This is a genomic window from Vibrio sp. 1580, assembly GCF_033340055.1.
On record NZ_JAWOVT010000015.1, the window covers coordinates 1 to 25,119 of the forward strand.

Here is a 25,119-nt window from a genome sequence, read left to right on the forward strand (position 1 = left end):
AGCAAGCCAACTTGTCGTCAAAATCGGTGTTGCAAAAACGGGAGTGACCATAGATTCCGTTTTCTGAGACGACCCCTACAATACCGACACCGATGGCTGTTACGGCGACCTTACGCAGGTCTTCACCGATAGCTCCCAGAGTCTTCTTGTCAGGAGAGAAAAGACGCACAAACCACGTCTTAATACGCAAAAACTTTTTCATGATTACCTCCATAGTTGAAGAGGAGGCGAATCATGCCCGAGAGGGCATGAACACCCCCTCAGGGTTAAAGTTTTAGGCAGACAAAGCTGTTGGCTTCGCCTTGTTCATCTTCATTGAGTTAATGATCTTCGTCGCTTCATCAGCAAACGGGCCAGTAACTTGGATAGGCTCCCTTCTTGCGAAGGAGGCTGTCACCATCATTCTCTGGCCGTGCATCAGATGACGATACCGAGACCGCATAAGCTCAACGTAGGCCGCAGAGTCCCCCTCCCACCCCTCAGGGGGAGAAAAGGGGCACACCGCGTCGTTACCAGGCGTTGTATCAACCTTCGAGACATCAATGACGGCCATACTCAGCTCTCCTTCTCGCAATGAAATCGCGCAGGTAGCGAGCATTCGGGAAACCGAGGCTTCCCTGACTCATCAGGACATCGTTCCAGTCAATCCCTTTCGCTCTGGGCGGGATCGGGAGTTTAGGCAGCAGGACGTACACACGAATGCCGCGCTTCTCCAGCTTGGCTTTCAGCACGTTCGCTGACTTCTCACCAGTCACAGACTTATCTTTGTCAGCCCAGATCAGTACGGTGTGAACACCTTCTGGAACCTCGAAGGACTCCATCAGGGTCGCATTGACCGTTGACCAAACCGGGATTTGAGTGACTCGATAAGCTGACAGGGCTGTTTCCAGCCCTTCTGCAACACCCAGGATACCCTCAGTCGGTTCACCGAGGCGGATGGCCGCGCCATTGACATCCAAACCGTCAGGAATGGGCATCATCTTCTTGGCGTTGCCGACCTTGGCTTTTTTACCGTTTTGGGTGAGATAGGTGCGGTGGAGCGTTACCAGGTTGCCTTCCACATCTCGGATAGCGCAGACGATAGCCGGGAATTTCCCAACTTCATTGCCATCTTCGTCGTAGTAGGCCATAGCCGGATTGAACCGCAGACAGTCTGTTTTTTCTACTTCATCAACCTTGAACAGAAGCTCGCGGTTTTTGAAGTACAGACGCATTGGCTCAGTCACATGACTGGAGAACGGCAAACACTCGTTCCATACCTTCTCGATTTTCTCACGGAGACGAGCACTGTAAGCGCGTTCGCGCTCCATTCTCTTCTCCATTTCTTCTTGGAGCTCAAGCAGCCAAGGCTTAGGTTGTTCACGAAACATCGGAACAACTTTCGGCTTGTTTTCGCTGCTTTGCTCTTCCGGTTGTGTGGCCGCATGTTGTACTTGCGGTGCCGGAGCTTCTACCGTGCGGTTGACCACAGGGGCCGACTCAACATGGTGACTCACCGGCTCAACACCACCGTTCGAGCGAGCGCGGAACTGCGTTACCGTAGCGCCGCGACGTTCCACCAGCCAGGTGTTGCGATGCGTTTGCATAGGTTGTTCTCTCACAACATTCCCCTGCTCGTCCTTAACTTCAACGACGACAGTTACAGGCTCGCGCCCGAGGTTTGTCATGACGATCTCATCCCCATACTTGGCTTCACTTTCACCAATGGCTCTTTCAAGATCCACGCCCCAGATGGTGCGTTCCAAACCGCTCTTGTCACGGATGAAGGCAAAGTAGCTGAGCTCGTTGTCTTCGTTATGCTCATAAGGAGCTTTACCGTGGGCAATCAGAGTACCGGCAATGGATTTTTTACGATTCTTGGAATCGAGAACCTTGTTATTCACCTTCATAGGCTCTTGCTGAACAGGCGCTTTGGCCTGGACAGGAGCTCGTGTCGGTGCAGCGGCTTGTTGATACTGGGGTTGCTCTTTCTCAACGCCCAGATAATCACCAACCTCGCTCAGGCACTGTTTAAAGTCCCAGTTATTGAGCCACATCAGCAGCTCAAAACCATCATGATTGGCACCGCATGTATTGCATACGCCGCCACCAGTCAGGTGGGCATCCTTGAACAGTCGGAAGCCATCTTTCCCGCCGTGGATAGGACAAGAAACATGACGACCAGGTTTACGGAGAGCTGGTTCAAGATGGGGCGCTAGGGCCGCCAGGATGAATAGCCAGTTTCCGTTTGCAGCTTCACGAACGGTGTCAGCTTTGTAGTAAGACATAGGTTTTCTCCTTAGCGTGAACCCCAGCATCGAGGCTTCCTTAAACCCCCGTCGCCAGGGTTTTAAGGAAACCCCGACACCGGGAGAATGTGCCAAGGAGGCTCCCCAGCCGGGGAGAACTCCCCGGCGAGGGGTTTAAAAAGGTCGCCCCCGAAACGGAGGCGAATTTTGTGAATATCACAAGCACAAATGAGTGCCATCTTCCGAGGCCATCATGATTGTGACATCTGCGGTTACAGGATCTGACTTAATCACAACCTCAGTGGGTTTGAAAAAGCCATCTACAGTGGGCATGGGGTAATAAAGACGAATCTTTCCCCAATTCTTGTTGTCGGTAAAAGCGACCTTTGTTTGAGCAACACAAAGCTGCAAAAACATGAAAAGGAAGTCTTCTACCGAGTGCTTACCATCTGCACCAAATACTCCATCGACAATTGCCGGGGTCACTGCCACATTGGTCAGGAAACCAGCTTGTTTACCGATGGAAGATTGGTCCACCAGCAGACCATCATTGATGGCTTGTTGACGGATTTGGGCGAGGTCCAATTTAGCTACTTGGTTCATAAGGTGTACTCCAAAGTTAATGGGTACACCTACCCCGTGCGGGGAAGTGTACCCGCATGGGTTATTGAAAGGTCACGGCCAAAGCCGAGCTTTAAGGTTCCGAGTTTTACGCTGGCTGAATGCGCCAAAGAACGGTCGGAGGAAACGAGTCAGCGACACGCTTCACATTCGCGTAAAGAGTGTCCTTAAAGACACGCTCTAAGCGACGACCACCTTGACGATAAACCAACTTAAAGTCTTGGAATTTGTTCATGGATACCTCCAGAAATAACGGGAGGTATCTCCAGCAGGAGATAGACTCCCGCAGGGATTAATAAATTAACGTTAATTTGCTGTTTGTTTTTGGCGACCAGCTATCGCACGCTTTCGCCCTCAGGGAGGACAAAATCTGCTTACTGATGGCTTAACCATGAGTAAGAAGACTTGGGAAGTAAAGCAGGGGTTTCCCCCTGCCTTGTTATGCCGCTTTGAGGTGGCGAGAGAAAAAGTCCCTGGTTTGCTGGATAGCGCCCCGGAGAAGTTCTCGTCTGTAGCCAGCGTAGCTCTTGTCATCACTGGCAACGGTCAAGCCGTGCAGACTCTCTTCACCCAGGACAATCTCGTTTTCACGAGAGAGTACCTCAACACGTAGGCCAAGCACTCGCTCTTTCCCTTCCAGGATAGAACAAATTGTTTGGTCTCTTACTTCGTCATCCCAGTGGCCCATATCGAAATCCCGCTCAGGGAGTTCAGTAACACGCACCAGGTAGTTTTCAGTGGCCCGTTCCCAAACCACTTCATCTTCGCATGGAGAGGCCTCGATCAGCGAGTACCCGTCCGCTTCGAGCTTCTTGGAAAGACTTTTTACATCATCCGCCAGCTCCAGCACAAAGCGTTCCCAGAGGTCTTGCCAGCGCTCGACCATATCCTGGTTAATCCCTTCAATGCCGGTGCCAATCATGGAATCATCATCAGGGAAGATCCCTGTGAAGTCCACGTTGTCGTCGATGTTCATGCAGTTCCAATGGCTGTAGTGATGCCCGTGACTATTCCGAGTAATGGACAGGTCACAGGAACCATATTCGCGGAGGACAGAAAGCATATTCTCAATGTCTTTCTGTGCCATCAGGTTCTTCACGCGGCTGACAGCATCCACTTGGCCGGGCTCAGTGCTGAATAGGCGATTCATGAGAGCTTTGACGTCATCAACGCTCAAATCCCCGTAGAAGGCTACGCCATCCCCCTGGCAGTATCCGAGACTGTACTCAATCGTCAGATCATCCGGGTATCCACACTTAACCAGTTCGTTTTGAAAATGCTGTTTAATCATTGGTATCTCCTTAATTTCAGAGGGAGACACCATCCCCTCAGGGACCGATGTCCCCCGTGGGGTTAATGTTTGGGTTAAGAAGCCTTGCGGTTTAATTCAGTATCAAATCGAGGACCTTTGAGAACCGCAGTTTTCATAACCTCGAAGTTTCTTGGGTAACGCAGCTTTGAAACTGCGCCAGCTCGGATGTCGGCAGCCTCACTTGGAGAGACTAGCCTTAACCCTTCGCTGGTTTCAGCGTAGAACCAACCGGCATAACGCTCATAGGCATTCTGCTGGTACTGTTCAGTCGCCATATTCTTCCGGATCGCCTCTGTTAAGGCCTCAACAACACCGTCATCTTTCGTGATGATGTTGAAAACATGAGAGACGGTCAGGAAGTTCCCAAAGAAGCAGGCTGCCCCAAGCCAAGGCTGGAACATTTCGCCATTTCGCCCCGTCCTCACCATTGGTTCAAACGGGTATGGGCGATAACAGTGATACTGCTCAAACATCGGGTCAAGAACGTTGTCACCCAGGACATCCAGTAAAGTCTGAATGCTGTCCGGGTCTTGGCCTGCCCACTTACTCCCATTGCTGAGAATCAGTGTTTTACCGTCAGTACGCTCCAGAGCTTGTTCAAAGTTAGACATAGTGCATTCCTTTTGGTTAGGACGCACCACACCCTCTCGGGATGATGCGCCCGAGTGGGTTAGTTGAGAAGGCTTAGCCGTCAAGTCCGTAAATTACGGCGGAGCCGGGCTCCATCTCGACAACTTGTGCGCTTCCTTCTTCTATCAGCTCCTGCATGTAACCAGACTCAGCATCCGGATTACGTTCGCAGTGTTCGTCCCAGCGTTTCAAAAGCCCTTCTGTGGCTTGTCCGTGGGTCTCACCAAGGCCGATAAACTCATAGTGTCCTGTGTTTACGATGATCACCACCATAGCTAGTGCTCTCCTACAGGTCACTTGGTACATACAGGTCATCTTTGATGGCAGAAAAATCGACAGGAGACTGGTCCCCATAGGTTCGATTCACGCCACCAGCATCATCGACACTGACAAAAACCGTGCGGAGTAAACCGCTGGGCTTTGCAGGGTAAACGATGCTGACATGCTGACCTTTGTACTGTTCTGACAAAGTGCTTTGAAGCTCATCAACCGAACGGAATTTCCGGTCGCGGCCAAAGTCCTTAATCTTGATGTCGCCAGGGATTGGATTAGTCATCGTTACCCCCTGCCAGCAGTTTATCTACTGAATGGCCGAGTCCGTTACCAAACCATTTGTCCAGAGCGTCGATTTCCGGGAAGTCCGATTTCACCTGAGCAACAACACGTTCCATTTTGCTGAGAGCATCCTGGAACTCAAGGCCATTACCTGCGGCCACCTCAAGTTTGCACTTGATGTAAGCGGAGTAGGTATCACAGGCCTTAACCAGTGATTGTTCATAGCCACCGGGAGCGAAGGCTATGGCGACTGCATCCTGGAGTTCTTCGGGAAGAGTCTGGATGAGTTTGTCCTCTGCGGCCTTTTCCAGTCGTTCAAACTCACGCTGCAAAACAGCGTTTGCTTTCTTGACCGGTGTTACAACATCCGAACAGAGAACCTCGGCTGCATCATGCAACGAAGCATGAGCAAGCATGACTGCCAGATCCACCGACTTCCCTTGCTGAATGGCAATATTGCCAGCCAGGTAGGAAAGCAGGGTAACAACAGCGCTGTGTTCCAACACAGACTCCGGTTGAACAGAGTGCATCAGTGACCAGCGTTTGATCAGGCGTTGGCGCAAGGCCAGAGCTAGAAAGCCGAAATTTGAATTAGACATAGTGCCTCCAAAATTGGTTGGAGGTACACCAAAGCCGACCGGGCCTTGGTGTACCCGGTTGGGTTACTTAGTTATCTCGGGTCAAGCTGCTTAGCTATAGCGAGTAAAAACGGATGGAATGGATGATCTTGCGGGACACCCCCAACAAGCTCACGGGCTAAACCGACTGAGTTTGTAGCCAACACCTCTTTGACGGCCAGAATGATTTCATTGTCGATTTCATCCTGGGTCTTTCGTTGTTGGTCCACCAGCCGACTTAACTTGTCTAGGCTCATGCTTCTCTCCTTTGTTTGTGGGAGAGAACCCAGGAGGGGTTTCCTCCCGAGGGGTTAGGTTATTGCTGTTTTGGGCCAGCTACCGTTATAGCCAGCAAGCGCTGACAATGAACAAAGAGTATGACAGCCACCTAAAAGGGTAAAACGCTGTAATTGCCCTTTTGGGGTGCAAAAGAAAAAGCCCTCCCGAAGGAGGGCTTTTTATGCGGCCAAGGACAAGCCTTGCTGTCCTCTTTGCAACTCTGTGTCGTCGCGGCGATGTAAGCGTTGAACCGCCTTGATCATCGTTCTGACATGTCGCTCCAAAGAGGCTGGATGGCGTTTTGACAGTAGGTTGATCCAGTCGAGATAGATAGCAAGCGCGGAACCTTCGGTTAGGGCTGCCTGTATCGCCTCATACTGCCCTACGGCACTCTGGACCACATCATTCACCCACTGGGCGTCAGTATTGTCCAAGAGCTCGCAGAGGGCCGTATAAGCCTTCCTTCTGGTCGCGGCCATGTAACGACGAATGTTGGCGTTTCCGCTCCCCTCTCGCCCTTCCATGACGCTCATACAGAATGCGCTGGAGTAACAAAGCATCGCGTCAGTCACGTAGTTAAACCATCGCTCCTGATGCCGTTTCTGTTCTTCCATTGCTTCCTGGTCAAGTTGCTTCTCGATGAACAACCCCGTCGGAGTACGGTGGTGCAGATGGTACTTGAACGTTAAGTGCAAGTTGACCCACCAGCGTACCGTTGCCAGTCTTCCCTTGATTTTTCGCTTCACCAGATCTTTGTACTTAGCATCGCTAAGCACTTTGACATCCTTGCGCTGTTGGATTCCTTCCATCGTCTGTAGCCCTGTAAGGCCCATCTGGTGGTAGGTTTGACCTCTTTGCATCATACGGTGATACAAAGCGCCTTTTCCTTTCGCAAGCTGGATTGCTCCGAACCGAAGGTAGAACTGCGCTGCACTACCGGGCGTATAATGTCCCTTTAGTACAGACTCCCTTAGTCGCGGGTATTCGTTCCAGATGATGAACGCAGCGGAGTCGGGATCGACTTTCACTTCATCATCTTCTGCGAAGCAAACCACCCTTCTCTTTCCGTCTGCGGTATTGATCACTTGCGCTGCCAACGGGTCATCCCCGCCGTCAAAGTAAGCCATTTCCGCTAACGGATCGGCCAAGCCATCAGAAAGCGAACCATCGCCCCAGCGACCAACCTTCAACCACAATGGCTTCGGAATTGGTGACTGAGGAACGGTTTCACACTGCGGCTCGTCTTCCAGCAAGTCCAGATCACCCATCGACCAAACCCTGTGGTAAATCTCCAGGGCATGGAAAGGCTTATCATTGAAATGATGGAAGGCCCACATGAAGTCGATATGGACTAAAGCCTCTTCCGATATGATCCGGAATTGTGGCTCTGCCATTCGACGGTTCCAGTCGTTATCCTCTGCTTGACCAGTAGCCAGCTTGTATGCCAGCTCATCAGCTCTCTTTTGCTCCATGTAGTCCATGCTGCAACAGACATGAAGCAATCGTTCTAGGAAAACAGGACTGTAAACGTCCGGCTGTATTTTGATGTATCCGCCCTCGTAAATCGTTCGACCTACGGGATGGCGGTCTTCCCATGCGTACCGGCGTTTTGCCAAGTAGCGCTGGATGCGGTTCAGCCCCGACATATAGCCATGCCTTTCAGGGTCCGTGGCAAGCAACGTCTCCATTGACTTATCCAACCCAACAGCCTGGCAAGCCCAGCAACCGAAGCGAGCGCCACAGGCGTCACTGGCCTTCTTCTCTGTTGCCGACCACACGCACTCCCCTGTTGCCGCCTTGTAAAGCTCTGCCGTAGTGACATTGCTCTCCAAGTAACTTGGCAGAGGATATGCTGAGCCCATGCCAGCGGATAGTAAGAACTCCCAGACATCACTCGCCAACCAGTTTTTCACCACATACAGCTCACCCCCATCTTTCGTCTTAATGACGCGATCTGAGCTTCCTCGCTGTTTTGCAATGTTGGCCGCACGAATAGTGCTTTCAGCATCACGACTGCCCAGCAAAAGGCAGACTTTCTGTCGAACCTCTTTGGGAAGCTCTCGCATATAAGCTGCCTTCGCTCTTTTGGCAGAGGTGATTTTTAAATCCTGGCTACACTGGCGGGCCGTGGAGTTGGAAAACGTAGGCAACCCCCTCCCAGTAAGGATTCGGCCCGTCCAACTCTGCGAGATCCCAGGCTTTGCTAGAACGATGGTCAGAGGAAGGTTTTCCTTCGCAATGAAACGCTCCAGCTCGGCCAGTTTCTGATCCGCCAGCCACCTTACCTCTGGGCTTTCGATCAGTGTGTCAGTGTGCAAGATGAAGTGGTGCTGGCTGATGGTCGCCCCACTCCTTACAGCCCGGATCAGGGCCATCAGGAACAGGTGCAAGACCGTTTCAGAATCTTTACCACTGGAATAGCCGATCATCATGGTCCACCCATCAATTAAGGCCGTGTGAATGGACTCAACCGATGACGTGATCAACGATGACAGACTGGTTCCTCTACTGGCATCAACGAAGTTCAAATCCTCGTTATCAGTCAGTTCTGACCAAACAGAATCCCACTTATCCCCACGCAAAAGCACTGGGATGGGTTGTTCTGATAGATCAAAGTTTAATGTTTGTTGCATAGGGCCTCCTGGATTAGCAGGGTGCCCATCCCTTCCGGGAAAGCACCCCGGTAGGGTTAAAATTGAATCCTGGCTATCAGACCTGAACTAGCTGCTACTCGACATCTGGTTGTCTTCGTATTGCTGCTTGGCCTGTTTCACCAGATCAATGTCACCGTCTTGCAGCTTTTGAATATCAAGCTGTAGACGAGCCTTGTGTTTCAACAGTTCAGCGACCGCATTATCAATGTGATCAATGAGCGATTGGTTTTTTTGGATGGTGTAACTGTTGAGTTCATCGAGCAGGGGCCATGCAACACTCGAATGAGTGTTGAGCAATGGGTACTCTGCTTCGATCTCACAAACCACACCGTTTGCTCCTTCTCTGTAATGAGGGAACCCGACACGCAGACCGATACGACGATCCAGCGCTGCATTTACAGTACATTCCAAAGAAGTTCGGTTTGAAAAAACATCGTTGACGTTTTTAGACATGCTATATCTCCGTTCAGTTTATGACGGAGCCCCCCTAACAGGAGGTGCTCCCGTCAGGGTTGATAATTTGCTGTTTGTTTTTGGCAGCCAGCTACCGCACTTGAGCGCCTAAGGCACTTTCCGAAGCACCCTGGGAAACCGAGATGCTTGGGAAAGCGCGGGGTTTCCCCCTGCGCTGATTACCCTTTTTAAGGGGCCGGTACGCCGATTTCTCGGCGCACTCAGGTTGAAGCTACACAGTCAAGAACCAACGTTTCATAGGGACGGTGATGTCTATCATCCCGTTTCCACATGGATTCTGGCCCCAGAATCTGTAGGTCGTCTCATAGAAGTCAAACTCAGACAAGGACTGAATCTGCGCTTCTGAGCTCGGCTCAAATGGTCCGCAACCGATGTGCATATTGAGCCCATAATCTCGAAGCTCTAGCTCTCCGAGATTTAGCGTCTTCCCGCCCACACAAGCAACCAAGTTCTGGTTTCTGACGTCGCCTTCTTTGAACAGCAAAGCTGACTCATCGTAGCTCCCATATTGGTTGGTAAACTTCACAATATGCCCGTGCTTAGGTGAGGTTTGTTCCGACAACTCTTTCAGTAATCGCTTTACGCTTTGAAATCTCGCGTACAGAGCTGGCGTAAACTGCCCAGAGTAGTTCAAGTTTGGGCAGATCATTTCAAGCATCTCATCAGGTACAGATTCAAGCCCCATTTGCGCGGCCAATGGCTTCGCCTTTTTCAGACCTTCCTCAAGCACTCTCTGATTTACAAGTTGTTCTAATGTGTTCATTTGACTCTCCACTTTCGAGAGAGCAATGCAAGCCGTCTCCGGACTTACATTGCCCGTTAACGGCTTTATTGGTTTATCCCAAGAGGTACGGAGCTACGCCAGTCAGGAAGCCCATGACTCCCAACACAGCGCCAACCACGCCCAATTTGATTGACAGTTGGACACTTTGATCCGGATGGTTCCAGAACCACTGCCAGACTTCCCAGCGCCTGGCTCTGCGAACCTCAAGATTTACAGTGTCTTTAAAACGAACACCCAGAGCATCTACCGCATCGTAATCCAGCGCGACCGCCAGCTTTGTGATGGATAAATTCCCAGGGTTGCCCATCGCATACCGGAGAACCTTTGCTTTGGTCTCTGGGTTTACGATCATAACCGGCTCCCTCCTGAAAAAACGGGTCTTGTCTTTTCGCTTGGAATCCATGTTGCGGTTATGGAACCTGGCAATGCAGTGTTGAAGGCCTGAATCCTCGGGAGGTAAAGGCACAACAGTTTCGATTTTCATGATTACTCTCCTTTCGGATAGGCCGGAGCAAAGGCCTTTCGGCATTGCCCCGGTGAGTTACTAATGAACCAAAGATGAAGTGACCATGATTGCGTCTCCGGACATCATTACCGGGAGATATTCGCAAGGCTCATGGCCGCAGCTCTTTTTAGTTCCGTTAGGTGAATAGACAGCCAATTGACCATCCATAATGTTGAAGGGCATCCCCTGTTTTTTCGCTGCCGGTGACAGCTTGAGAGTGCCCTTTGCGTCAACCAATGCCGTTGCCCAATGGAAGTCTTCACCACCGATCACCGGCTGTGATTCATCCACGACTTCGACCATGATTGGCATCATTCCAACCCAGCTCCACAGGCTGTTCCCTAATGCGAGGGCTAAAGCCTCGAACGCGGGAAAGACTACCGATTGCCCGAGAATCTGGTGGGCAATAGTGTCCGACAGACCTTGGATGAGTTCCTCTGGTATCCCTTTCACTCGACAATGTTCTGTCGGTGTAAAGATGCGAGACAACTCCGGCTGTTCTGGATGAACAATGAAAGGTTCGGTACTTCTGCATTTTGCATAGTCCTTACCTATGGTGCCGCAAAACTCATCGTCGCCAGTCAGAAGCTGGCGAGAGAACCCCTTGCCAGCAGCTTTGTCTCTCAACTCCTTCTCAGCCAGATAGTCAAATGACTTCCAACGTTCAGAATCGAGCGGAACTGGCTCCAGGATGTCCTGTATGCGACTTTCCTTGGTGCGAACAGGCTGAACCTTCTCAAGTTCAAACCCGTCGATCCCGTGGGAAAGCGCAACAACACAAAGACGCTTGCGGCGCTCAATAACCCCAAACTCATTGCCGTCGAGAATGCGCTCTTGTAGGGAGTAACCCAACGAAGAGAGCACCGAACGAATCACTTCCATCGAAGCGGTGTTCTGGTACTCAGGCACGTTCTCAATCAGCACAACGGCTGGGTTTAGCGCTTCTACGAATTGCAGGAAGTTGAAGAACATGGCACCTGCCGCCTCATGCGATTCGGCAAACTCCAACTTGTTCTTACTGCGACCTGACTTTGACGCGCCGGTACACGGTATGCCCCCCATCAAAACATCCACCTGTGGTGGGCGTTTGCTGAGATTCACAGCCTGGATTGGCGATTCGATAACAATAGAATCTTCGTTCCAAAGCTCCGGGTTATTTGCCAAAGACGAATCGAGATATTTCCCTTCCATCTCCACGGCCACAGATATGGCACTGGCAATTCCCGCCTTGTGAAAACCGGCGTGAATCGCTTTATCAAGCACCCCCATGAAAGAGGCTGCATACCGAAAGCGATTCTCCATTCTCCAGCTTACTGATAAGCCGGTTGACGCGCTCGATCACTCGCTCTTGTTGATGGTGAGCAGAGATCACAATTGCGCCGTTACGGATGAACACGCGGAGCATCTCTACACCGTCAAAAACGGTAGCAAGCTCCTGCACGGTCAGATCGATGATTGGAGACACCCGGCCATTGCGCTCGCGCTTACTGATGGTGAACTTACCCTCCTCTTTGACGCGAAGCACAACCTGGGAATCTTTCAGCTCCAGATCATACTTCATGCCAGGATAGTAACCTTCACGCAGTAGCTTTTGGCCTTCCAGCCAGACGCGCTTCTTGCCTCGATGTTCTCCTAACTTGGTGTTTACGATAGTAGCCATGAGCTCTCTCCTTTCGGTTGAGAGGCCACTACCGTCCCAATCGGGAAGTAATGGCCCCGATGGGTTTAAAGTGGTTCTCAGTTCACAGCGATGCCGTGAGACTGAATGGCATTAGCAAAGCCAGCCATTTGTTCAGGGAAGGTGTAGCGGTTGATGTCCTGGCTGCGAGCCAGATTGACATGCACCTTCTTCACCTTCGTTTCGTCAGAGTCGTACTTTTCAAGCGCCAGCTTCTCAGCTTCTTCCGGATCTCGGCCCAGCGAGTAGGCGTAAATCACAGAGGTGAAGCCAAGTCCTGAGCCGAATGCGTAGACTTGTTTCTCGAAATGGACGTCAGCGAAATAGATGCTGAATCCGGATTTGAGGTTATGTTTTTCCATGATGCACTCCAAATAGTTTGGGGGCGCACCACGTCCCGAACCGGGCGGATGCACCCGGTTTAGGGTTAGTAGATTGCTCAAGCTGTTACGCCAGCCTGAGCCTTTATTGCTTCAAGCACGATCTCTGCTTCCTTGATAGAACCAGTGCTGTACAGCTTATGCAGCACCCGGCCAAGGTTCACAGAGATCTTTTCTTTCACTTGGAGATACTTGACATAGAAGTCATACAGTTTCTCCGCCTGCTCAAGGTGGGACATGCTCTCAACGGGAATGGTATTCCCTGGATTGCAGTACCACTTTCCGAGCACCTTTTGTACAAATCCCTCTTTGTCTCCTACGAACTGATTTGTGCCAAACACCCCACTGGTTGGTGAGCGTTGAATAACAGAAATCGGATTCGCAAAGCTGGCAAGAGTAGTCATAGTTGTGGCTCCATGTTTGTCAGGGAACCACCAGCCCGAGGGGCAGTGATCCCCCAAGGGTTATGTAGAATGCTGTTTGTTTGGGGAGGCCAGCTACCTCACTATTCACTCTCGACAGAGAGCAAAATCTTGCTTTCCGAGGGGCACAAACTTTCACATGTGAAAGTCGATGCCACTGGGAAAGCAGGGGGTTAACCCCCCGCTTTAACCCGCGCTAAGCGGTTTAGGATAGACTTCACGCCTTCCCTTACTCCAGATGGATCGTAACCTGCTTCATCGCAGCAGACCACAAATGAGAATGGATGTACCTCATCGGACATCACCCAAGCCATCGTTTCCTGCTTGATTTCACTTCCAGCTCGACCATCAGCAAGGACTCTAAGGCTATGCCATAAAAGCCCATCACGTAACTGCCTTACCTCATCATCAGTCCATTCAGGCTTTGGCTCAAATGGAATGACTTCTGCGGTCTTCGGCTCTTCATCCAGGAAGAAAAGCGGCAGCTCAAGCTGGTTTTCCTTCTGGATCATCTTCACTGCATTCATGGTGACTCCTTTTACGGGCACCATGCCCCCACAGGGGCATGAAGCCCCCAGTGGGGTTACAGTCATAGTTACTTCACGCCTGCCAGTTGAGAATTGATGTTCTCTTCCAGCCAGCCTTGAAGCGATTCAAGGTCACGTTTGTCTTCCGTATTGCTGGCTTTACGTGCATCTTCCGACACAGCGCTCAACATGGCGTTAGCCTCAGCAAGTGATTCAACATTGTTCCCAGGGAACACAATCGTTTGACTGTGATCTTTCATGGTCTTCTCCTTTGAGAATGGAGGACCGTCTCCCATCAGGAAGAGCGGCCCCGTGGGTTAAAAGTAAAAATCCTCCAGCTCTTCATGGTCAGGCTTTCGCTCAACTGGTCGAAGCAACTCAGCTTCATCAGCGAACTCAAGCTCAGGATGAAAAGCAGGATGAAATCCTCGATGCCAGACTGGACGGTCATTATCGAGGTCTAAGTAGCAGTGCCTCCCACTGGCTGGGTGATAGCAGTAAAGCCACTGTCTACCACTAACGGTAAACGGCTTCTCTGCACCTCCACATGCCGGTACAAGGTTATCTGCTGCTATATGCGCTACAGCATCCATAGGATCAGTCCTCATCTTCGTCATCACGAACACAAAGATCACGAGCAACTATTTCCGCAGCTATCAACGCATAATCGTTGCCCTGCCAGAACCACCGCTCCGCCAGCTCATAGGCTTCGCTGGAAGGTTCGCCATAACCATGAGCCACCACGTAATCGTGGAACACTTCATGATCAAATGCCTTGCCATCAGCTTCCATGAACCAACCGACAGGGCACTCCAGAATGCGATGCCTTACGACATCTCGCTCTGAATACCCCTCTCTGACGGCTTGCTCCAACATTTCCCGCGACATACCAGGAGGAGTGATGATCTCTATGCTGATCCCGTCACTTCCTGCAAGATTGTCCTCGTATGGAAGACCGGCAAGTGTAAGGTGATTGCGCTTGCACCAGCCGATGGTCCGAAGTATCCGACTTTTGTCAGACTCCCTGGCCGTGTATCGGTTAAGCTGCATAGCCACCTCCAGCACACTCCCCATCTTCGATTTCACTTCCGAGCTCGACCATTCCAATCAGGTCAAGCTGGGTCATGTCCGAATCCAGAGAGCAGTCAATTGCTGACTGAATGATGCCTTTGTGGGCCAAGCCTAAAACGGACTTAATAGTCGAAAGCAGAGACTCGGCTTCGCTCTCGATTTGCTCCAGAATGTCTTTCCATTCCCAGTGCTCAAACGGTTGCCAAACGACCAGATCCTCAGGCTCGTCTCCCCGTTCGACACACTCAGACAAATACTCATAAGCCTTGCACCAATTCTCTTGTTGGCCCAGTTCACTGAGCACTAGAGCGGTAGCATGACCGTATGCGATTTGTTCAACTTTGGTATTGATAGACATAGTGTTTCTCCTCGTAATGGATAGAGGAGCCCCACCCGCAGGAAAGGCTCCTCCGGATGGGTTAAATTTCCAAGGTCACATCGGTTTTTGCTTTAGCGCAGCAAACCAACACTTCCCCTTCTTTGACAAATGCGATGGGCGTCTCGTCATAGGCCACTTGACCTTCGAGTAGACGAACCCGGCACATGCCACAAAAGCCACTGCGACAATGCGTTTCAACAGTGAGGCCTTTGCTTTCGATTTGCGCCAACAGCACATTGTTGCTGGCTTGAAGTTGTACGTTCATGGTCACGCTCCTTTGTTGTTGATGAGCGCGACCAATCCCCTCCGGGATGTCACGCCCCGGTTGGGCTACTCAGCAAGTGCATAGACACCTACCTCGATGCGAATAAAGAACCTGGCATCTTGAAGAACTTGCCTGACCTTTGCTTGCCAGTGGTTGTTCTCTCGATGCTTTGCGTAGGGTTCAATCTCTTTGTAAATCTGCTCCAGCTTCAACGTTTTCCCCTGTAGGGTTCGGCGTATTGCAGCTTTCCACGTAGTCGAAACCATATTGGTTGCTCGACGGTGTACGGCAGCAAGAAGACAGAGCGATGAGGCAACGTCGTTACGACGAAACACCAACAGCTTTTCATGGGCGATACGCACCAGCTTCCCGGAATACTGAGTTCGGTCACTCACACAGTTGTGCTGTGTTTTGATGATCTCATCCACCAGCTTCCCAGGTGCGATACGTTCCACAAGGCTGGACAGGTTGAAATAATCCCCATCGCGCCTCAGGTTTCCCATCTGTTTAGTACTCCAGTAACATGTAACATTTTCTCAAGTGCCTGTTTTTACGAGAAATCAATAAAGTGACACTTTTTGGTGTTTTCCGAGTAATTTTGAGCTCATTGTAACCTTTCAAGATTCAGGAATCGCGTTGAATGTTGCGGGAACGGCAGGAGGTTGCCAAACAACTTATAGGTGGCTGTTCATACTCGGCAGGGGGAAAATTCTACGAGAGCTTAAACGCGTTCGTAAGGGTCGCAAAGCGGACATTCAGATTTCGGAATAACGCCGCATTAAGGGGCAGCCAACGCTACTACCAACTTACCGCATAACACCGTAACCACAAAAACCAACGCATAATAAAAATGCCACGCGTTGGCTGTCCCTCTTAAATGCTTTGTTAGCCTTATCAACGCGATTGTGATGAATAAATTTCAAAAATTGAACGACCAATTTTAACAATTGCATCATTTCGATCTGCTATTGAAGCCTCTGTTTGCGCTAGATAGATACTAACTATGATTGGGGATTGAGCTTCACTCCAAACAACGGCTGTAATACTCCGAGCACCAAATCCGCCAGCACCTGAACGATCCGCAATATTCCATCCCTCTGGCAATACTGACCTCAATAAATTACCAGTGACTTGATTATTCACCATCCAATACTCTAATTTTTTCTGGCCATCTTGAGACAATGTGGAACCAAATAATAATTCATTTAAAGTATTCACTATTGCATTAGGAGTTGTCGTATCCCTCAAATCACCAAGCTTGCCTTCATTTAATTCAGGTTCAATACGGTCTAGACGGGTTTCTTTATCTCCGATTTGTCTTAGAAAATCCGTCACACTTTCAGGACCTCCTAGGGCATTTAGGATGATATTTGCTGCTGCATTATCACTTGTCGTCATAGTTGCGAAACACGCATCATCGAGTGTTATTGCTTGTCCTACTTGCTTTTCTATTACGGGAGAATAGGTCACAAGATCTGCTTTTTTGATCTCAACTGTACTCTTAGGATTTATTTCCCCTTGCTCAGCATCATATAATAATTTAGCACAAGCTATTGTTTTAAAAGTACTTGTTAAAGGAAAACGCTGATTGCCATTGTAATCCCAAGACTCTCCAGTTTGAGTATCAAGAACAGAAATCCCTATATGCGCAGAAAGAGATGCTTCAATTACCTTAGCATCTTGTTCAACCTGTTGAAACTTTGAACTATTTGCAAACACCATAGACGGTATTAAAAGCGAAAATACCAGTAAAAGCTTCATGTAATAACCTCATCATTTTGATTGGCTTACATCTTATATCAGAGTGTGAAGTATTCAAATAAGGCTAACGCCTGGCACAGCGGATCGCAAACCTGGCGCGGCTTTTGGTACAAAAGGCGTGACAGGTTTGCGAATCCGTTGCTGCCACTTGTTAACCCTTTTGCCAGATTTGGTAACTATAATTTATGTTAGAGGCGAAGTCTTGGGTAAAAACTGGCCTAAAATTGCTGGGGATTTCAGGAAAGTAAACATCACCTTCCGGCTCGATGTCTATTGTAGATATATGTAGTGTATCTACTTGATCGATCAGGCTTTTGTATATCTCCCCACCACCTGAAACAATGACATGATCCGTTATTTTCTTTAGGTTGGTTAAAGCATCTTTAATTGATGGAAAGATCAATACGTTCTCATTGTCAGATGTAAAACTTGAACGTGTTACGACCGCATACTTTCGGTTGGGTAATGCTCCCATTGATTCAAAAGTCTTGCGTCCAACCAACAGCCATTGGTTATAGGTAATAGCTTTAAACAGGAGCTGTTCACCTTTGGCACTCCATGGAATATCAGGGCCATTCCCGATAACTCCATTCTTCGATATAGCTACCATTAGTGATAGTTTCACAATTCTTCCTCAGAGGTTAACGCCTAAATAACAGGCTAAAAATAGTGGGCTAAAATGGAGCGGAGCGAACAGCCCACTGTTTTTAGTCCTTGTTGATTTTCTTGTTAGAGGCCGCTGCAGACAAAGCTAATGCTTGAGTATGCTTCAGTAAGCTAACATCTCCGACTTCACCATGTCCTGGAACAACTAATTTGGCATCAGGATAACGATTAATGACTTTTTGCATAGAGTTTGGCCATTCACTAATATTTGCGTCGCCTGTATAACCTAAATTTTTATTCTTAAGGCTTTTTACAAAACAACCTCCAAACAATATCTTTTCATTAGGTAGCCAAACAACAATATTATCCTCTGTATGCCCCGCTCCGGGATAAAATACACTAGCAACACCATCAATAAATTCAAAGGTATTACTTGATATTTCATCACTAGACACTTCTTTTTGGTTTAATTTAAGAAGCTTATTAGTTAGTGATGTTGCATACGTTTTTATTTTCAAATCATTTAAAAGTGGTATATCACCACTAGCATCCTCATGAAAATGCGTAACTACTGCACTTTTTATAGTTAGACCTTTAGCCTCAATCCATTCAATTAGTTGTTTTGTTCCTTGGGTTGTCCAAGGTGTATCAATCATATGTGCTTCAGTGCCATTAATAACAACTAAGCCTGAGGCTCCAATTAAACCCCATGGCTCAACCCTCTTATATGAAATATGTTGATAAACGTTATCACTTAACTTTTTTAATTTAAGTTCTTTAGTGCCTTCGTTGTTTGCAAATACAATAGAAGGAATCAAGAGAAGGAATAGAATAATATACTTCATGATGAAACTCATAGTTGAGTGGCCTCTAACAGCTTATTAGTTTGCTTTCTTATTAAACCGCAACACCATCACCCAGTCCAATACTGCTTCACAACCTGAATAACCTCGATTTTTCAGATCATTACCCCTCCATCTCAGGGGGCTTTTGAGCTTTTGGTTCTGTGAAAAGTGTGCACGTGGGATATTTATACACGTTTTTGCACGTTAAATCCAGTGGGTCGAATTTTTCCCATGCTGAAACAGATACCTACAGAGATGCATTGTGAAAAGCGAGCAGGGCCGTGCAAATTAAGCCGCAAGAATTTTGGTGTTTTTGGGTGTTTTTTATTATAACTGTACGTACATACAGCATTCAGCCACGGAGGGCGAGCGTGTCGAAATCACCGTTTCTACAATCGGTCCGCACAGAAATTAGGACAAAGCAGTACAGCTACCGAACCGAGAAGTCCTATCTTTACTGGGTTCGTCAGTTCATCCTTTTCAATGACAAGAAGCACCCAAAAGTCATGGGTAATCACGAAATTGAGCGTTTCCTGAATCACCTCGCCGTCAATCGGGGAGTCAGTCCGGGCACTCAAAATCAGGCGCTATGCGCGATTATTTTTGTCTACAAGCATGTGCTGAAGCGGGAGATTGAAAACCTACAGTACAAGATGACGAAAACGCCTCGACGCATGCCAACCGTTCTGAGTCCCGATGAAGTTGCTTCTATTCTTCAAAACATGGATGCAGAGTATTGGCTCATCACTGCGCTTCTTTATGGATGCGGTTTGAGAATCAACGAAGCTCTTTCGCTTCGCGTGAAAGACATCGACCTAAAAAGCCGCAGTTTGCTCGTATTCAACGGTAAGGGACGAAAAGATCGATACACACTGATTCCAGGCAATCTAAGAGAAAACATGGAGCGACAATTCGCCCATGTCAGGGCTGTACATGAGTCCGATCTGGCCGATGGATTCGGGCTTACGTCAGTGCCGGCCTCACTTCACAAGAAGTATGGACCGGCCATGAAGGACTTTGGTTGGCAGTACCTGTTCCCATCCGTAACAAGATGCGTTCATCCCATCGCTGGTTATGTGTGCCGCCACCATCTTCATCATTCATCGTACTCGCGGCGATTGAGGCAGGCCGTTCTGGCCACGGGAATCACCAAGCGTGTGACGGCTCATACCTTTCGGCATGCCTTTGCGACAGAGTTATTGAGATCGGGGAGCGATATCAGGACGGTTCAGGAAATTCTTGGGCATAGCGACATTCGAACGACAGAAATCTACACGCATGTCATTGGCGATCGACGTGCTGGAACCGTCAGCCCTTTTGATCGTTTGCCAAGTTCTTGATGGGGCATTGCTTACCCGTTTAAGGGGCGTAAAGCCTGGAATTGGGGGTGCGGCGAATGTTCGCTTTTGTTTACAAAGTGGAAGAAAAAGGTTCCGGCCAAAAGCCATATAACACTACTCACCCGATTTCCCCCTAAAAACTGTAACGTTTTTACTGTCCAAGATTGCCGAGAGTCGGCGGTTTTCGAGCTCAAGAGTCGCGTTTTTTGAAGCAAGTTCGTTGCGCTGCTCGGTCAAATCTACGATTTTTTCCCGTAACTGACGATTCTTGAAACGCTCTTCCTTGAGTTTCTCGTGCTTCTCGTCACGCTGTCTCTGGATCGCCTTGTTGGAATTGCCCCGGATGCGCTCCAGCATGTCTGGGTAGTCTTTGTGGATCAAGGCACGACTGACTCCGGCCTCTTCGGCAACAGCGGCCACCGAGACTTTCCTGCCCTTCTCAACGACCTTGGGCTGGCCTTTTTCCAATCGAACAATGGCCAGCCGAATACGCTTGTGAGTGTCTGATTCAGATGGCTTCGACATCGATCACTTGCTCCTTGAGGCGATTAATGTCTACACCGAGATCGGTCAACACCCTCTCGCAGCGTTCCATGGTGCGCTCGACCGTCTTTGATCCCGAGTCGTCCAGGTCATCGATCTGCCGAAGCTCAATCTGTTGTAAGTACAGCCCTTCCCAGAACGGCTTGTGGGTATCGTCAATACAGCCGTGCTCACAGCCTTCGCATTGGCCACCCGCACAGTCCACGCCGGTATCATTGGTACACCAGGCAATGCCAGTGGACCGCAGGTAAACCAGTTCGCTGATGGCCTCAATCATCTCTTTTCGATCTTTGTAGGTACGCACTTCTTCCGAGCGGTTTCGCATTTGGCGAATATGACCGGCCATGCCACCTGAAAGCGGCGTATCAGGCTCCAACCAGTGACCGACAATGGCCTGGCGCTTGCCGTCAAAGGCAGCGTAGATTTCGTCGTAGAGCTCCAGATCCTGCGTCTCGTTCATTGCATACAGGATGGTCATATCGAGGCTCCAGTGCTTGAAGTGATCCCTTAAATACCGCAGATCGCCCAGTTTGTGATGGACGACATAGTTGGCAAAGGTGCGACGAAATTGGTGAGACGCAAGCTTCCAGTCCGTCCCGAGGTTCTTTGCAAACATCCTGAGTCTTTTGTTCAACGTTGGGCCGCTAAGCACAGTGATACAATTTCTCTTGCCCCCACCGTTCGTTAGCCCGATGCAGCCAGAGCACTGCCGAAGTCGGGTCACCTCCTTCAAGTCTCCGGACGCTTCTGCGGCTCTCAGAGCCTGCTCAAGCTCCGTCTGCAAGGGCTCTGAAAGCCTCTCCACGACCTTTACAGCCCGAATCGCAATCTCTGGACAAAGCCATGAGGTTTCGCCCGCGTAAGTTTTGTCCGAGCGTGAGCCGAGGAAGTAGAACCGTTCGCCATCTCGAACTTCACTGTGCCACTGATCCCGCCGGATGTTGCCGAGCTCATGGGCTCGAATGCCAGTCGTCGCCAGAATGATGACAAAGCATCCATCACGCAGGTCGAGGAGTGTGCTGTTCAATGCGCCGAGCCCTGAATCCCAACCGCGGCTTTTCAGGTAGCGAGACATTTCACTGGCTTGTGTCGTTCGCTTTTCAGAACAAGGTTTGAAGTCAGCCAACGCATCCCGATGTGCCAGCAAGGTGTCAGCTTGACCGAGCAGGGATTCGGCGTGCTGGAACAGGTGCCTAAGAATGTTATCTGGAATGATCTTAGTCTTGGCTTTGGTTGATTGTTTGTGCCCGGCCAGGGAGACGGCCGAGCTTTCTGGCCAGGGGTGACCAAACGCGCTTGGGGTATCCCGAAGGAGTTGCCAGCATCGCTCAACAGCAAAGAACTTATGCGCCTTCGTCTGACTGGCAAGTGGATTGAAGGGTCTTTTTGCAGAAGTAAGGCGGTGGACGAATTCCACATAGCGGGCGGCTACCAGAGGCGTCACCTTCTCCTGAGTGCTAATCCCCTGCTCGTGTAACCAGTTCAACCAACACACCAAATCGCCGAACAACACTTTAATAGTGCCATTGCTCAGCTCGCGCTCTCGCCAGATTGACCGTGCCAGGATAATTTTGGCCTCGAATCGCAGCTGCTCCCCGGTGATCCGAGCAAAGTTCAATTTTCGATCAGCGTCATTCCGGTTTGCCGTGCTCTTCGATTTCGGCAACCACCACTCCGGATCTTCGTATCGTGAGAGTACGTACAGCAACCCGTCGGCCCGATCTGTGGTGATGATACCGTGCAGTCCCTCACCGCTGGGTAACGCCTTCAACAGCCACTCGCGGTTGGCCAGCACCTCTGCGCCGGAGGTCTCGATCATATCGCCATCCTCGCCATGCTGAGGTCTCGCCAGAAGGGGTGAGGTTGGTTTTTGGCCTTTTCCCGTTGCTCCGCCACCAGGTTCGCGTCAAAGCGAGGGGCGATCTCCTCATCGATCAAACGGATGACTTGCTTTAGGTATTTCGTCCAGCGCTTGCCCCCAAAGGTGTCGTAGTTGCGCAGGGCGGCCCAGTAGAAGCTGAACAGTCGATACAGGTCATCGCCGGTCACCACAAAGCTCTTGCACCGGAAACAGCCCAGATAGTCCTGACAGGGCTCGCCGTTTTTCGGGGATCGGTGCCCTCGGCGGACATCCTGGCATGACGCAACGGGCGTCCGATCACTGGCGATGATATTCGGCTTGCTAAGAAGCTCTTGAACACGCGCCTCGCCTAAAAAACGCATATTGGTTTCCGCTTCTGGTGGTGCTTCCCAGTAGTGGGCATTGCCGGTCTGAACGGTGTGTCGTCCCGTTCTGGCCGTGATCAACGGATCTTGGCCGGACATCTCCCACACGCGATTCAGGAGCGTCTGACGCAACCGAGTGACGTTCAACATGAGCGGCTTCCCATCGTCCGTTTGAAGCTGGTGTTGGTCGACAAGTAGCTTGATGATGTAGTGCAAATGGCTGGCAGTGAGTCGACATGGTTTGCCCGCGTGCTTGCCCCGCACTGGCTCGTAGACCAGCAGTCGCCCCCGATCACCCAGCTGGGCGCGTATAGAGGCATTCCTCGTAACGATCAGATCAATGGCATCAGCGGCATATAGGTGGACACTGGCCATTTCCGATACTTCCTCAGACTTTCTCAGGGCAACCACGTGCGTGGCGTTGCCGCGACGTTTAAAGCTCACAAGCAGCCGCAGGTTGGATTTGAGCGGGTGAGGCTGCACGCAGTCCGTGGTGAGTTCCAGGATGGGTGCCGGATTCATTCCAGTGGACAGGGCGATGGACACCACGCAAACGGTCAAATCGTAGCTGTTCAGCGGCTCAGAGTGTGCCACAATCCGCTCCATCTCTGTGCGCAGCGCTTTGATCAAAAACCGCTTTTCATTTTTGCTGAGCGCCTTCTGGCCCTTACGTCGTTTGTTGGAATTCGGAAACGGATTGGCAGGCCAAACCGTTTTCATATCTACTTCCGGCCAGAACCCGAACCGATGAGATGCCACAAGCAAAGATTTGGTTTTGGTAAAGTGACCCTTTTGCGAGCCGTATTCGATGGGCTCGTTTCTCAGGTGCTGAATAAATCGCTTGATCGTTTCGGCGTTGAGATCCGCCATGGTCAGGCGTTCACCACTAGCGGCGTGGAGCAACGACAGGAAGGGCGCAAAAAAACGAAAGCCAACGTTCCAATAACCCACAATTGTGGTCAAGCTGAGAGACTTTCCGTTGGTATTGGCGCTCTCTGTGATCAACTTTTCGAGGGTGCACTGACAAGCGGCAGTGATGTCGTCAAAGCCCTGACCGTAAAATGGCCCGAAGTCCGCGTTTCTCGTGTTTGTTGTGTTTTCGGGAAAGGCAACGACCGCGTTCTCTGGCTTTGAGAGCGGCGATGGTTCGATGGTTTCGGTCTTCGCGTTGTTCGCCGTCTCGTCAACCGCCTTAACCCCAATATCATCACCGTCTAGCGTGAAATCTTTTTTCATGCGCAGGCCGCCTCCTTCGCGGTTTCCTCAATTTCTTCCTGATAACTGGTGCGCAGGTCGTCTTCAATGTCGTCGAGGAAATGCAGGTATTTTTCGGTCGTTGTAATGCTGCTGTGGCCGAGGCGATCTCGGACATAGATCAAGGGATTGAAAGTCGTGCTCTTTCGGGACAACAACGATTTCAGGGTGTGCGTCGCGTAGGTATGACGCAGGATGTGGGGATGGCAGGCGAACGACAGCTTCAATCGGTTCAGTTGATTGTTGAGCGAGGTTGGAATGCTCCAGGACTTGCCCTTGGCGGTCACAAAGAGGGTTTTGGGGTCTGTGCCGTGCTTTCGGATCGTTTCATGACGTTCGTGAATCACGTAGTCCCAGAGATCCGCCATCAATGATATCGGCACATGGATCGTCCGTGGCTTGTCTCCCTTGGTGCTCATCTCTTGGGGTTTAAGCTCAACAACTACATGACTTCGAGCCGAGATCGATTGGGGGGCTGACACATAAGTAACTGGAAACGTCAGAAGCTCTTCTTTACGCAACCCCGTCAGCAAGGCCAGGCGAACGATCAATCGAAGCGTTTTGTTGTTGATACTTTTGAGCAGCTCTTCCACTTGTTCTTTGTTGAGGACTTTGATCCTGGTTGGCGTGGTTTTCAGCAGCACATCCGGCTTTACGGCATACCCCCCGGACGTGTCTGTGTGTGCGAGGAAACCCTTTGTCTGTTTGACTCTCACCGTTTCAAGGTCATACGGCAACGTGCTTACCCAACCTTGTTTGAGGGCAAACTGATAAAACTTGATGACCAGGTGAAGTCGTCGGTTTACCGTGGAGGCGTTAAGGTTAAATCGATCAAAGGAAACGTCGCGATACAGGGCTAACAGGGTTTCGTGATTTCGGTGATCAAGCTCTCTCCAATCAAACCCATTGGCTTCAATGAACTCGAAATAATCACACAGATCCCTTCCAAACGTTTCCCAACTACGTCGGCTTTGCACACTTCCACGTTTTAAGCAGTGATGAACGAGAAATTCCATTCCTTCGACAAACACATCATGATTGGATTTGAGAAGAATCGGGAAGCCTTCATAGGAATGGCCCCTGATTTCAAACTCTGGTGTAGCAAGAAGAAACTCCACCCTCGGACCTCCAATACTGTATTTTTATTCAGTATAAAGGAGTGG

General features: G+C 50.1%; 34 protein-coding genes. 1 reads left to right on the forward strand and 33 read right to left on the reverse strand.

Going from position 1 to position 25,119, the window contains the following annotated elements; translation table 11 throughout:
• From R7093_RS19930 to R7093_RS20070, 29 genes are all read right to left on the reverse strand, one after another.
• On the reverse strand, positions 1 to 202 hold a 202-nt coding region (locus R7093_RS19930), incomplete at its 3' end, for a hypothetical protein (RefSeq protein WP_042632561.1).
• A 72-nt stretch (positions 203 to 274) separates the two neighbouring features.
• Positions 275 to 598: a hypothetical protein gene (locus R7093_RS19935; RefSeq protein WP_015058952.1), complete on the reverse strand. Its 324-nt coding sequence runs from the start codon at positions 596 to 598 to the stop codon at positions 275 to 277.
• On the reverse strand, positions 540 to 2,267 hold the full coding sequence (locus tag R7093_RS19940; protein WP_000122923.1) for a toprim domain-containing protein: 1,728 nt from the start codon (positions 2,265 to 2,267) through the stop codon (positions 540 to 542). The genes R7093_RS19935 and R7093_RS19940 overlap by 59 nt, the downstream gene beginning before the upstream one ends.
• A 177-nt stretch (positions 2,268 to 2,444) precedes the next feature.
• Positions 2,445 to 2,831 (reverse strand): hypothetical protein, encoded by a 387-nt coding sequence (locus R7093_RS19945; protein ID WP_001077335.1) that lies wholly within the window; start codon positions 2,829 to 2,831, stop codon positions 2,445 to 2,447.
• Positions 2,832 to 2,937: 106 nt separating this feature from the next.
• The gene (locus tag R7093_RS19950; protein ID WP_001032042.1) at positions 2,938 to 3,084 is read right to left on the reverse strand and encodes a hypothetical protein; all 147 of its coding nucleotides are present in this window, start codon (positions 3,082 to 3,084) and stop codon (positions 2,938 to 2,940) included.
• A gap of 204 nt (positions 3,085 to 3,288) precedes the next feature.
• Positions 3,289 to 4,140, reverse strand: coding sequence for a hypothetical protein (locus R7093_RS19955; protein ID WP_000595210.1), 852 nt, complete (start codon positions 4,138 to 4,140; stop codon positions 3,289 to 3,291).
• Between the two features lie 74 nt (positions 4,141 to 4,214).
• Positions 4,215 to 4,772, reverse strand: coding sequence for a pyruvate dehydrogenase (locus R7093_RS19960; RefSeq protein WP_000064431.1), 558 nt, complete (start codon positions 4,770 to 4,772; stop codon positions 4,215 to 4,217).
• A 73-nt stretch (positions 4,773 to 4,845) separates the two neighbouring features.
• Positions 4,846 to 5,088, reverse strand: a complete 243-nt coding sequence (locus R7093_RS19965) for a hypothetical protein (RefSeq protein ID WP_405532174.1) — start codon at positions 5,086 to 5,088, stop codon at positions 4,846 to 4,848.
• The gene (locus R7093_RS19970) at positions 5,078 to 5,347 is read right to left on the reverse strand and encodes a hypothetical protein (protein WP_000184110.1); all 270 of its coding nucleotides are present in this window, start codon (positions 5,345 to 5,347) and stop codon (positions 5,078 to 5,080) included. The genes R7093_RS19965 and R7093_RS19970 overlap by 11 nt, the downstream gene beginning before the upstream one ends.
• Positions 5,340 to 5,945, reverse strand: a complete 606-nt coding sequence (gene yfbR / locus R7093_RS19975) for a 5'-deoxynucleotidase (protein ID WP_000071870.1) — start codon at positions 5,943 to 5,945, stop codon at positions 5,340 to 5,342. Before yfbR ends, R7093_RS19970 begins: the two co-directional genes overlap by 8 nt.
• Positions 5,946 to 6,016: 71 nt before the next feature.
• A complete protein-coding gene (locus tag R7093_RS19980) occupies positions 6,017 to 6,220 on the reverse strand; it encodes a hypothetical protein (RefSeq protein WP_000050848.1) in 204 nt (67 codons plus the stop codon).
• 201 nt (positions 6,221 to 6,421) lie between these two features.
• The gene (locus R7093_RS19985; RefSeq protein WP_001187970.1) at positions 6,422 to 8,875 is read right to left on the reverse strand and encodes a phosphoadenosine phosphosulfate reductase; all 2,454 of its coding nucleotides are present in this window, start codon (positions 8,873 to 8,875) and stop codon (positions 6,422 to 6,424) included.
• A gap of 87 nt (positions 8,876 to 8,962) precedes the next feature.
• Complete coding sequence (locus tag R7093_RS19990; RefSeq protein WP_000042274.1) at positions 8,963 to 9,349, reverse strand: hypothetical protein; 387 nt, start codon at positions 9,347 to 9,349, stop codon at positions 8,963 to 8,965.
• Between the two features lie 232 nt (positions 9,350 to 9,581).
• On the reverse strand, positions 9,582 to 10,133 hold the full coding sequence (locus tag R7093_RS19995; RefSeq protein WP_172692934.1) for a hypothetical protein: 552 nt from the start codon (positions 10,131 to 10,133) through the stop codon (positions 9,582 to 9,584).
• A 73-nt stretch (positions 10,134 to 10,206) separates the two neighbouring features.
• Positions 10,207 to 10,638 (reverse strand): hypothetical protein, encoded by a 432-nt coding sequence (locus R7093_RS20000; RefSeq protein ID WP_000687894.1) that lies wholly within the window; start codon positions 10,636 to 10,638, stop codon positions 10,207 to 10,209.
• 60 nt (positions 10,639 to 10,698) lie between these two features.
• Entirely contained in the window at positions 10,699 to 11,928 is a 1,230-nt protein-coding gene (locus tag R7093_RS20005) for a DNA cytosine methyltransferase (protein ID WP_254216663.1), read from the reverse strand.
• Positions 11,915 to 12,319 (reverse strand): hypothetical protein, encoded by a 405-nt coding sequence (locus R7093_RS20010; protein WP_254216662.1) that lies wholly within the window; start codon positions 12,317 to 12,319, stop codon positions 11,915 to 11,917. Before R7093_RS20010 ends, R7093_RS20005 begins: the two co-directional genes overlap by 14 nt.
• Before the next feature lie 77 nt (positions 12,320 to 12,396).
• Positions 12,397 to 12,699 (reverse strand): hypothetical protein, encoded by a 303-nt coding sequence (locus R7093_RS20015; RefSeq protein WP_000410925.1) that lies wholly within the window; start codon positions 12,697 to 12,699, stop codon positions 12,397 to 12,399.
• 77 nt (positions 12,700 to 12,776) lie between these two features.
• Positions 12,777 to 13,121 (reverse strand): hypothetical protein, encoded by a 345-nt coding sequence (locus R7093_RS20020; RefSeq protein WP_000209093.1) that lies wholly within the window; start codon positions 13,119 to 13,121, stop codon positions 12,777 to 12,779.
• Positions 13,122 to 13,312: 191 nt separating this feature from the next.
• On the reverse strand, positions 13,313 to 13,666 hold the full coding sequence (locus tag R7093_RS20025) for a hypothetical protein (RefSeq protein WP_000994741.1): 354 nt from the start codon (positions 13,664 to 13,666) through the stop codon (positions 13,313 to 13,315).
• 68 nt (positions 13,667 to 13,734) lie between these two features.
• Positions 13,735 to 13,926, reverse strand: a complete 192-nt coding sequence (locus R7093_RS20030) for a hypothetical protein (protein ID WP_000651508.1) — start codon at positions 13,924 to 13,926, stop codon at positions 13,735 to 13,737.
• A 57-nt stretch (positions 13,927 to 13,983) separates the two neighbouring features.
• Positions 13,984 to 14,259: a hypothetical protein gene (locus R7093_RS20035; protein ID WP_000340223.1), complete on the reverse strand. Its 276-nt coding sequence runs from the start codon at positions 14,257 to 14,259 to the stop codon at positions 13,984 to 13,986.
• A gap of 4 nt (positions 14,260 to 14,263) precedes the next feature.
• On the reverse strand, positions 14,264 to 14,716 hold the full coding sequence (locus tag R7093_RS20040; RefSeq protein ID WP_001176699.1) for a hypothetical protein: 453 nt from the start codon (positions 14,714 to 14,716) through the stop codon (positions 14,264 to 14,266).
• Complete coding sequence (locus tag R7093_RS20045; protein ID WP_000026577.1) at positions 14,706 to 15,095, reverse strand: hypothetical protein; 390 nt, start codon at positions 15,093 to 15,095, stop codon at positions 14,706 to 14,708. The genes R7093_RS20040 and R7093_RS20045 overlap by 11 nt, the downstream gene beginning before the upstream one ends.
• Positions 15,096 to 15,156: 61 nt before the next feature.
• Positions 15,157 to 15,381, reverse strand: coding sequence for a class I ribonucleotide reductase maintenance protein YfaE (yfaE, locus tag R7093_RS20050; RefSeq protein ID WP_001102700.1), 225 nt, complete (start codon positions 15,379 to 15,381; stop codon positions 15,157 to 15,159).
• A gap of 65 nt (positions 15,382 to 15,446) precedes the next feature.
• The gene (locus tag R7093_RS20055; protein WP_238901844.1) at positions 15,447 to 15,884 is read right to left on the reverse strand and encodes a hypothetical protein; all 438 of its coding nucleotides are present in this window, start codon (positions 15,882 to 15,884) and stop codon (positions 15,447 to 15,449) included.
• 391 nt (positions 15,885 to 16,275) lie between these two features.
• Positions 16,276 to 17,142, reverse strand: coding sequence for a PSE family carbenicillin-hydrolyzing class A beta-lactamase (gene blaPSE / locus R7093_RS20060; RefSeq protein WP_172692933.1), 867 nt, complete (start codon positions 17,140 to 17,142; stop codon positions 16,276 to 16,278).
• Positions 17,143 to 17,293: 151 nt separating this feature from the next.
• Entirely contained in the window at positions 17,294 to 17,767 is a 474-nt protein-coding gene (dfrA1, locus tag R7093_RS20065) for a trimethoprim-resistant dihydrofolate reductase DfrA1 (protein ID WP_000777554.1), read from the reverse strand.
• Positions 17,768 to 17,849: 82 nt separating this feature from the next.
• Positions 17,850 to 18,593 carry a subclass B1 metallo-beta-lactamase VMB-1 gene (locus R7093_RS20070; RefSeq protein WP_172692932.1) on the reverse strand — a complete coding sequence of 248 codons (744 nt, stop codon included), beginning with the start codon at positions 18,591 to 18,593 and terminating at the stop codon, positions 17,850 to 17,852.
• 371 nt (positions 18,594 to 18,964) lie between these two features.
• Between R7093_RS20070 and R7093_RS20075 the strand changes: the two genes are divergently transcribed.
• Entirely contained in the window at positions 18,965 to 19,933 is a 969-nt protein-coding gene (locus tag R7093_RS20075) for an integron integrase (RefSeq protein ID WP_008169685.1), read from the forward strand.
• Between the two features lie 114 nt (positions 19,934 to 20,047).
• Here R7093_RS20075 and R7093_RS20080 read toward each other — a convergent pair whose 3' ends face one another.
• Genes R7093_RS20080 through R7093_RS20095 form a run of 4 tightly spaced genes read right to left on the reverse strand, consistent with a single transcriptional unit; the run spans position 20,048 to position 25,074 of the window.
• Entirely contained in the window at positions 20,048 to 20,458 is a 411-nt protein-coding gene (locus R7093_RS20080; protein WP_169630805.1) for a TetR family transcriptional regulator, read from the reverse strand.
• Positions 20,442 to 22,295 carry a hypothetical protein gene (locus R7093_RS20085; protein ID WP_172692931.1) on the reverse strand — a complete coding sequence of 618 codons (1,854 nt, stop codon included), beginning with the start codon at positions 22,293 to 22,295 and terminating at the stop codon, positions 20,442 to 20,444. The genes R7093_RS20080 and R7093_RS20085 overlap by 17 nt, the downstream gene beginning before the upstream one ends.
• Entirely contained in the window at positions 22,292 to 23,938 is a 1,647-nt protein-coding gene (locus R7093_RS20090) for a hypothetical protein (RefSeq protein ID WP_172692930.1), read from the reverse strand. The genes R7093_RS20085 and R7093_RS20090 overlap by 4 nt, the downstream gene beginning before the upstream one ends.
• A complete protein-coding gene (locus R7093_RS20095) occupies positions 23,935 to 25,074 on the reverse strand; it encodes a tyrosine-type recombinase/integrase (protein ID WP_172692929.1) in 1,140 nt (379 codons plus the stop codon). Before R7093_RS20095 ends, R7093_RS20090 begins: the two co-directional genes overlap by 4 nt.
• Positions 25,075 to 25,119 lie beyond the last annotated feature (45 nt).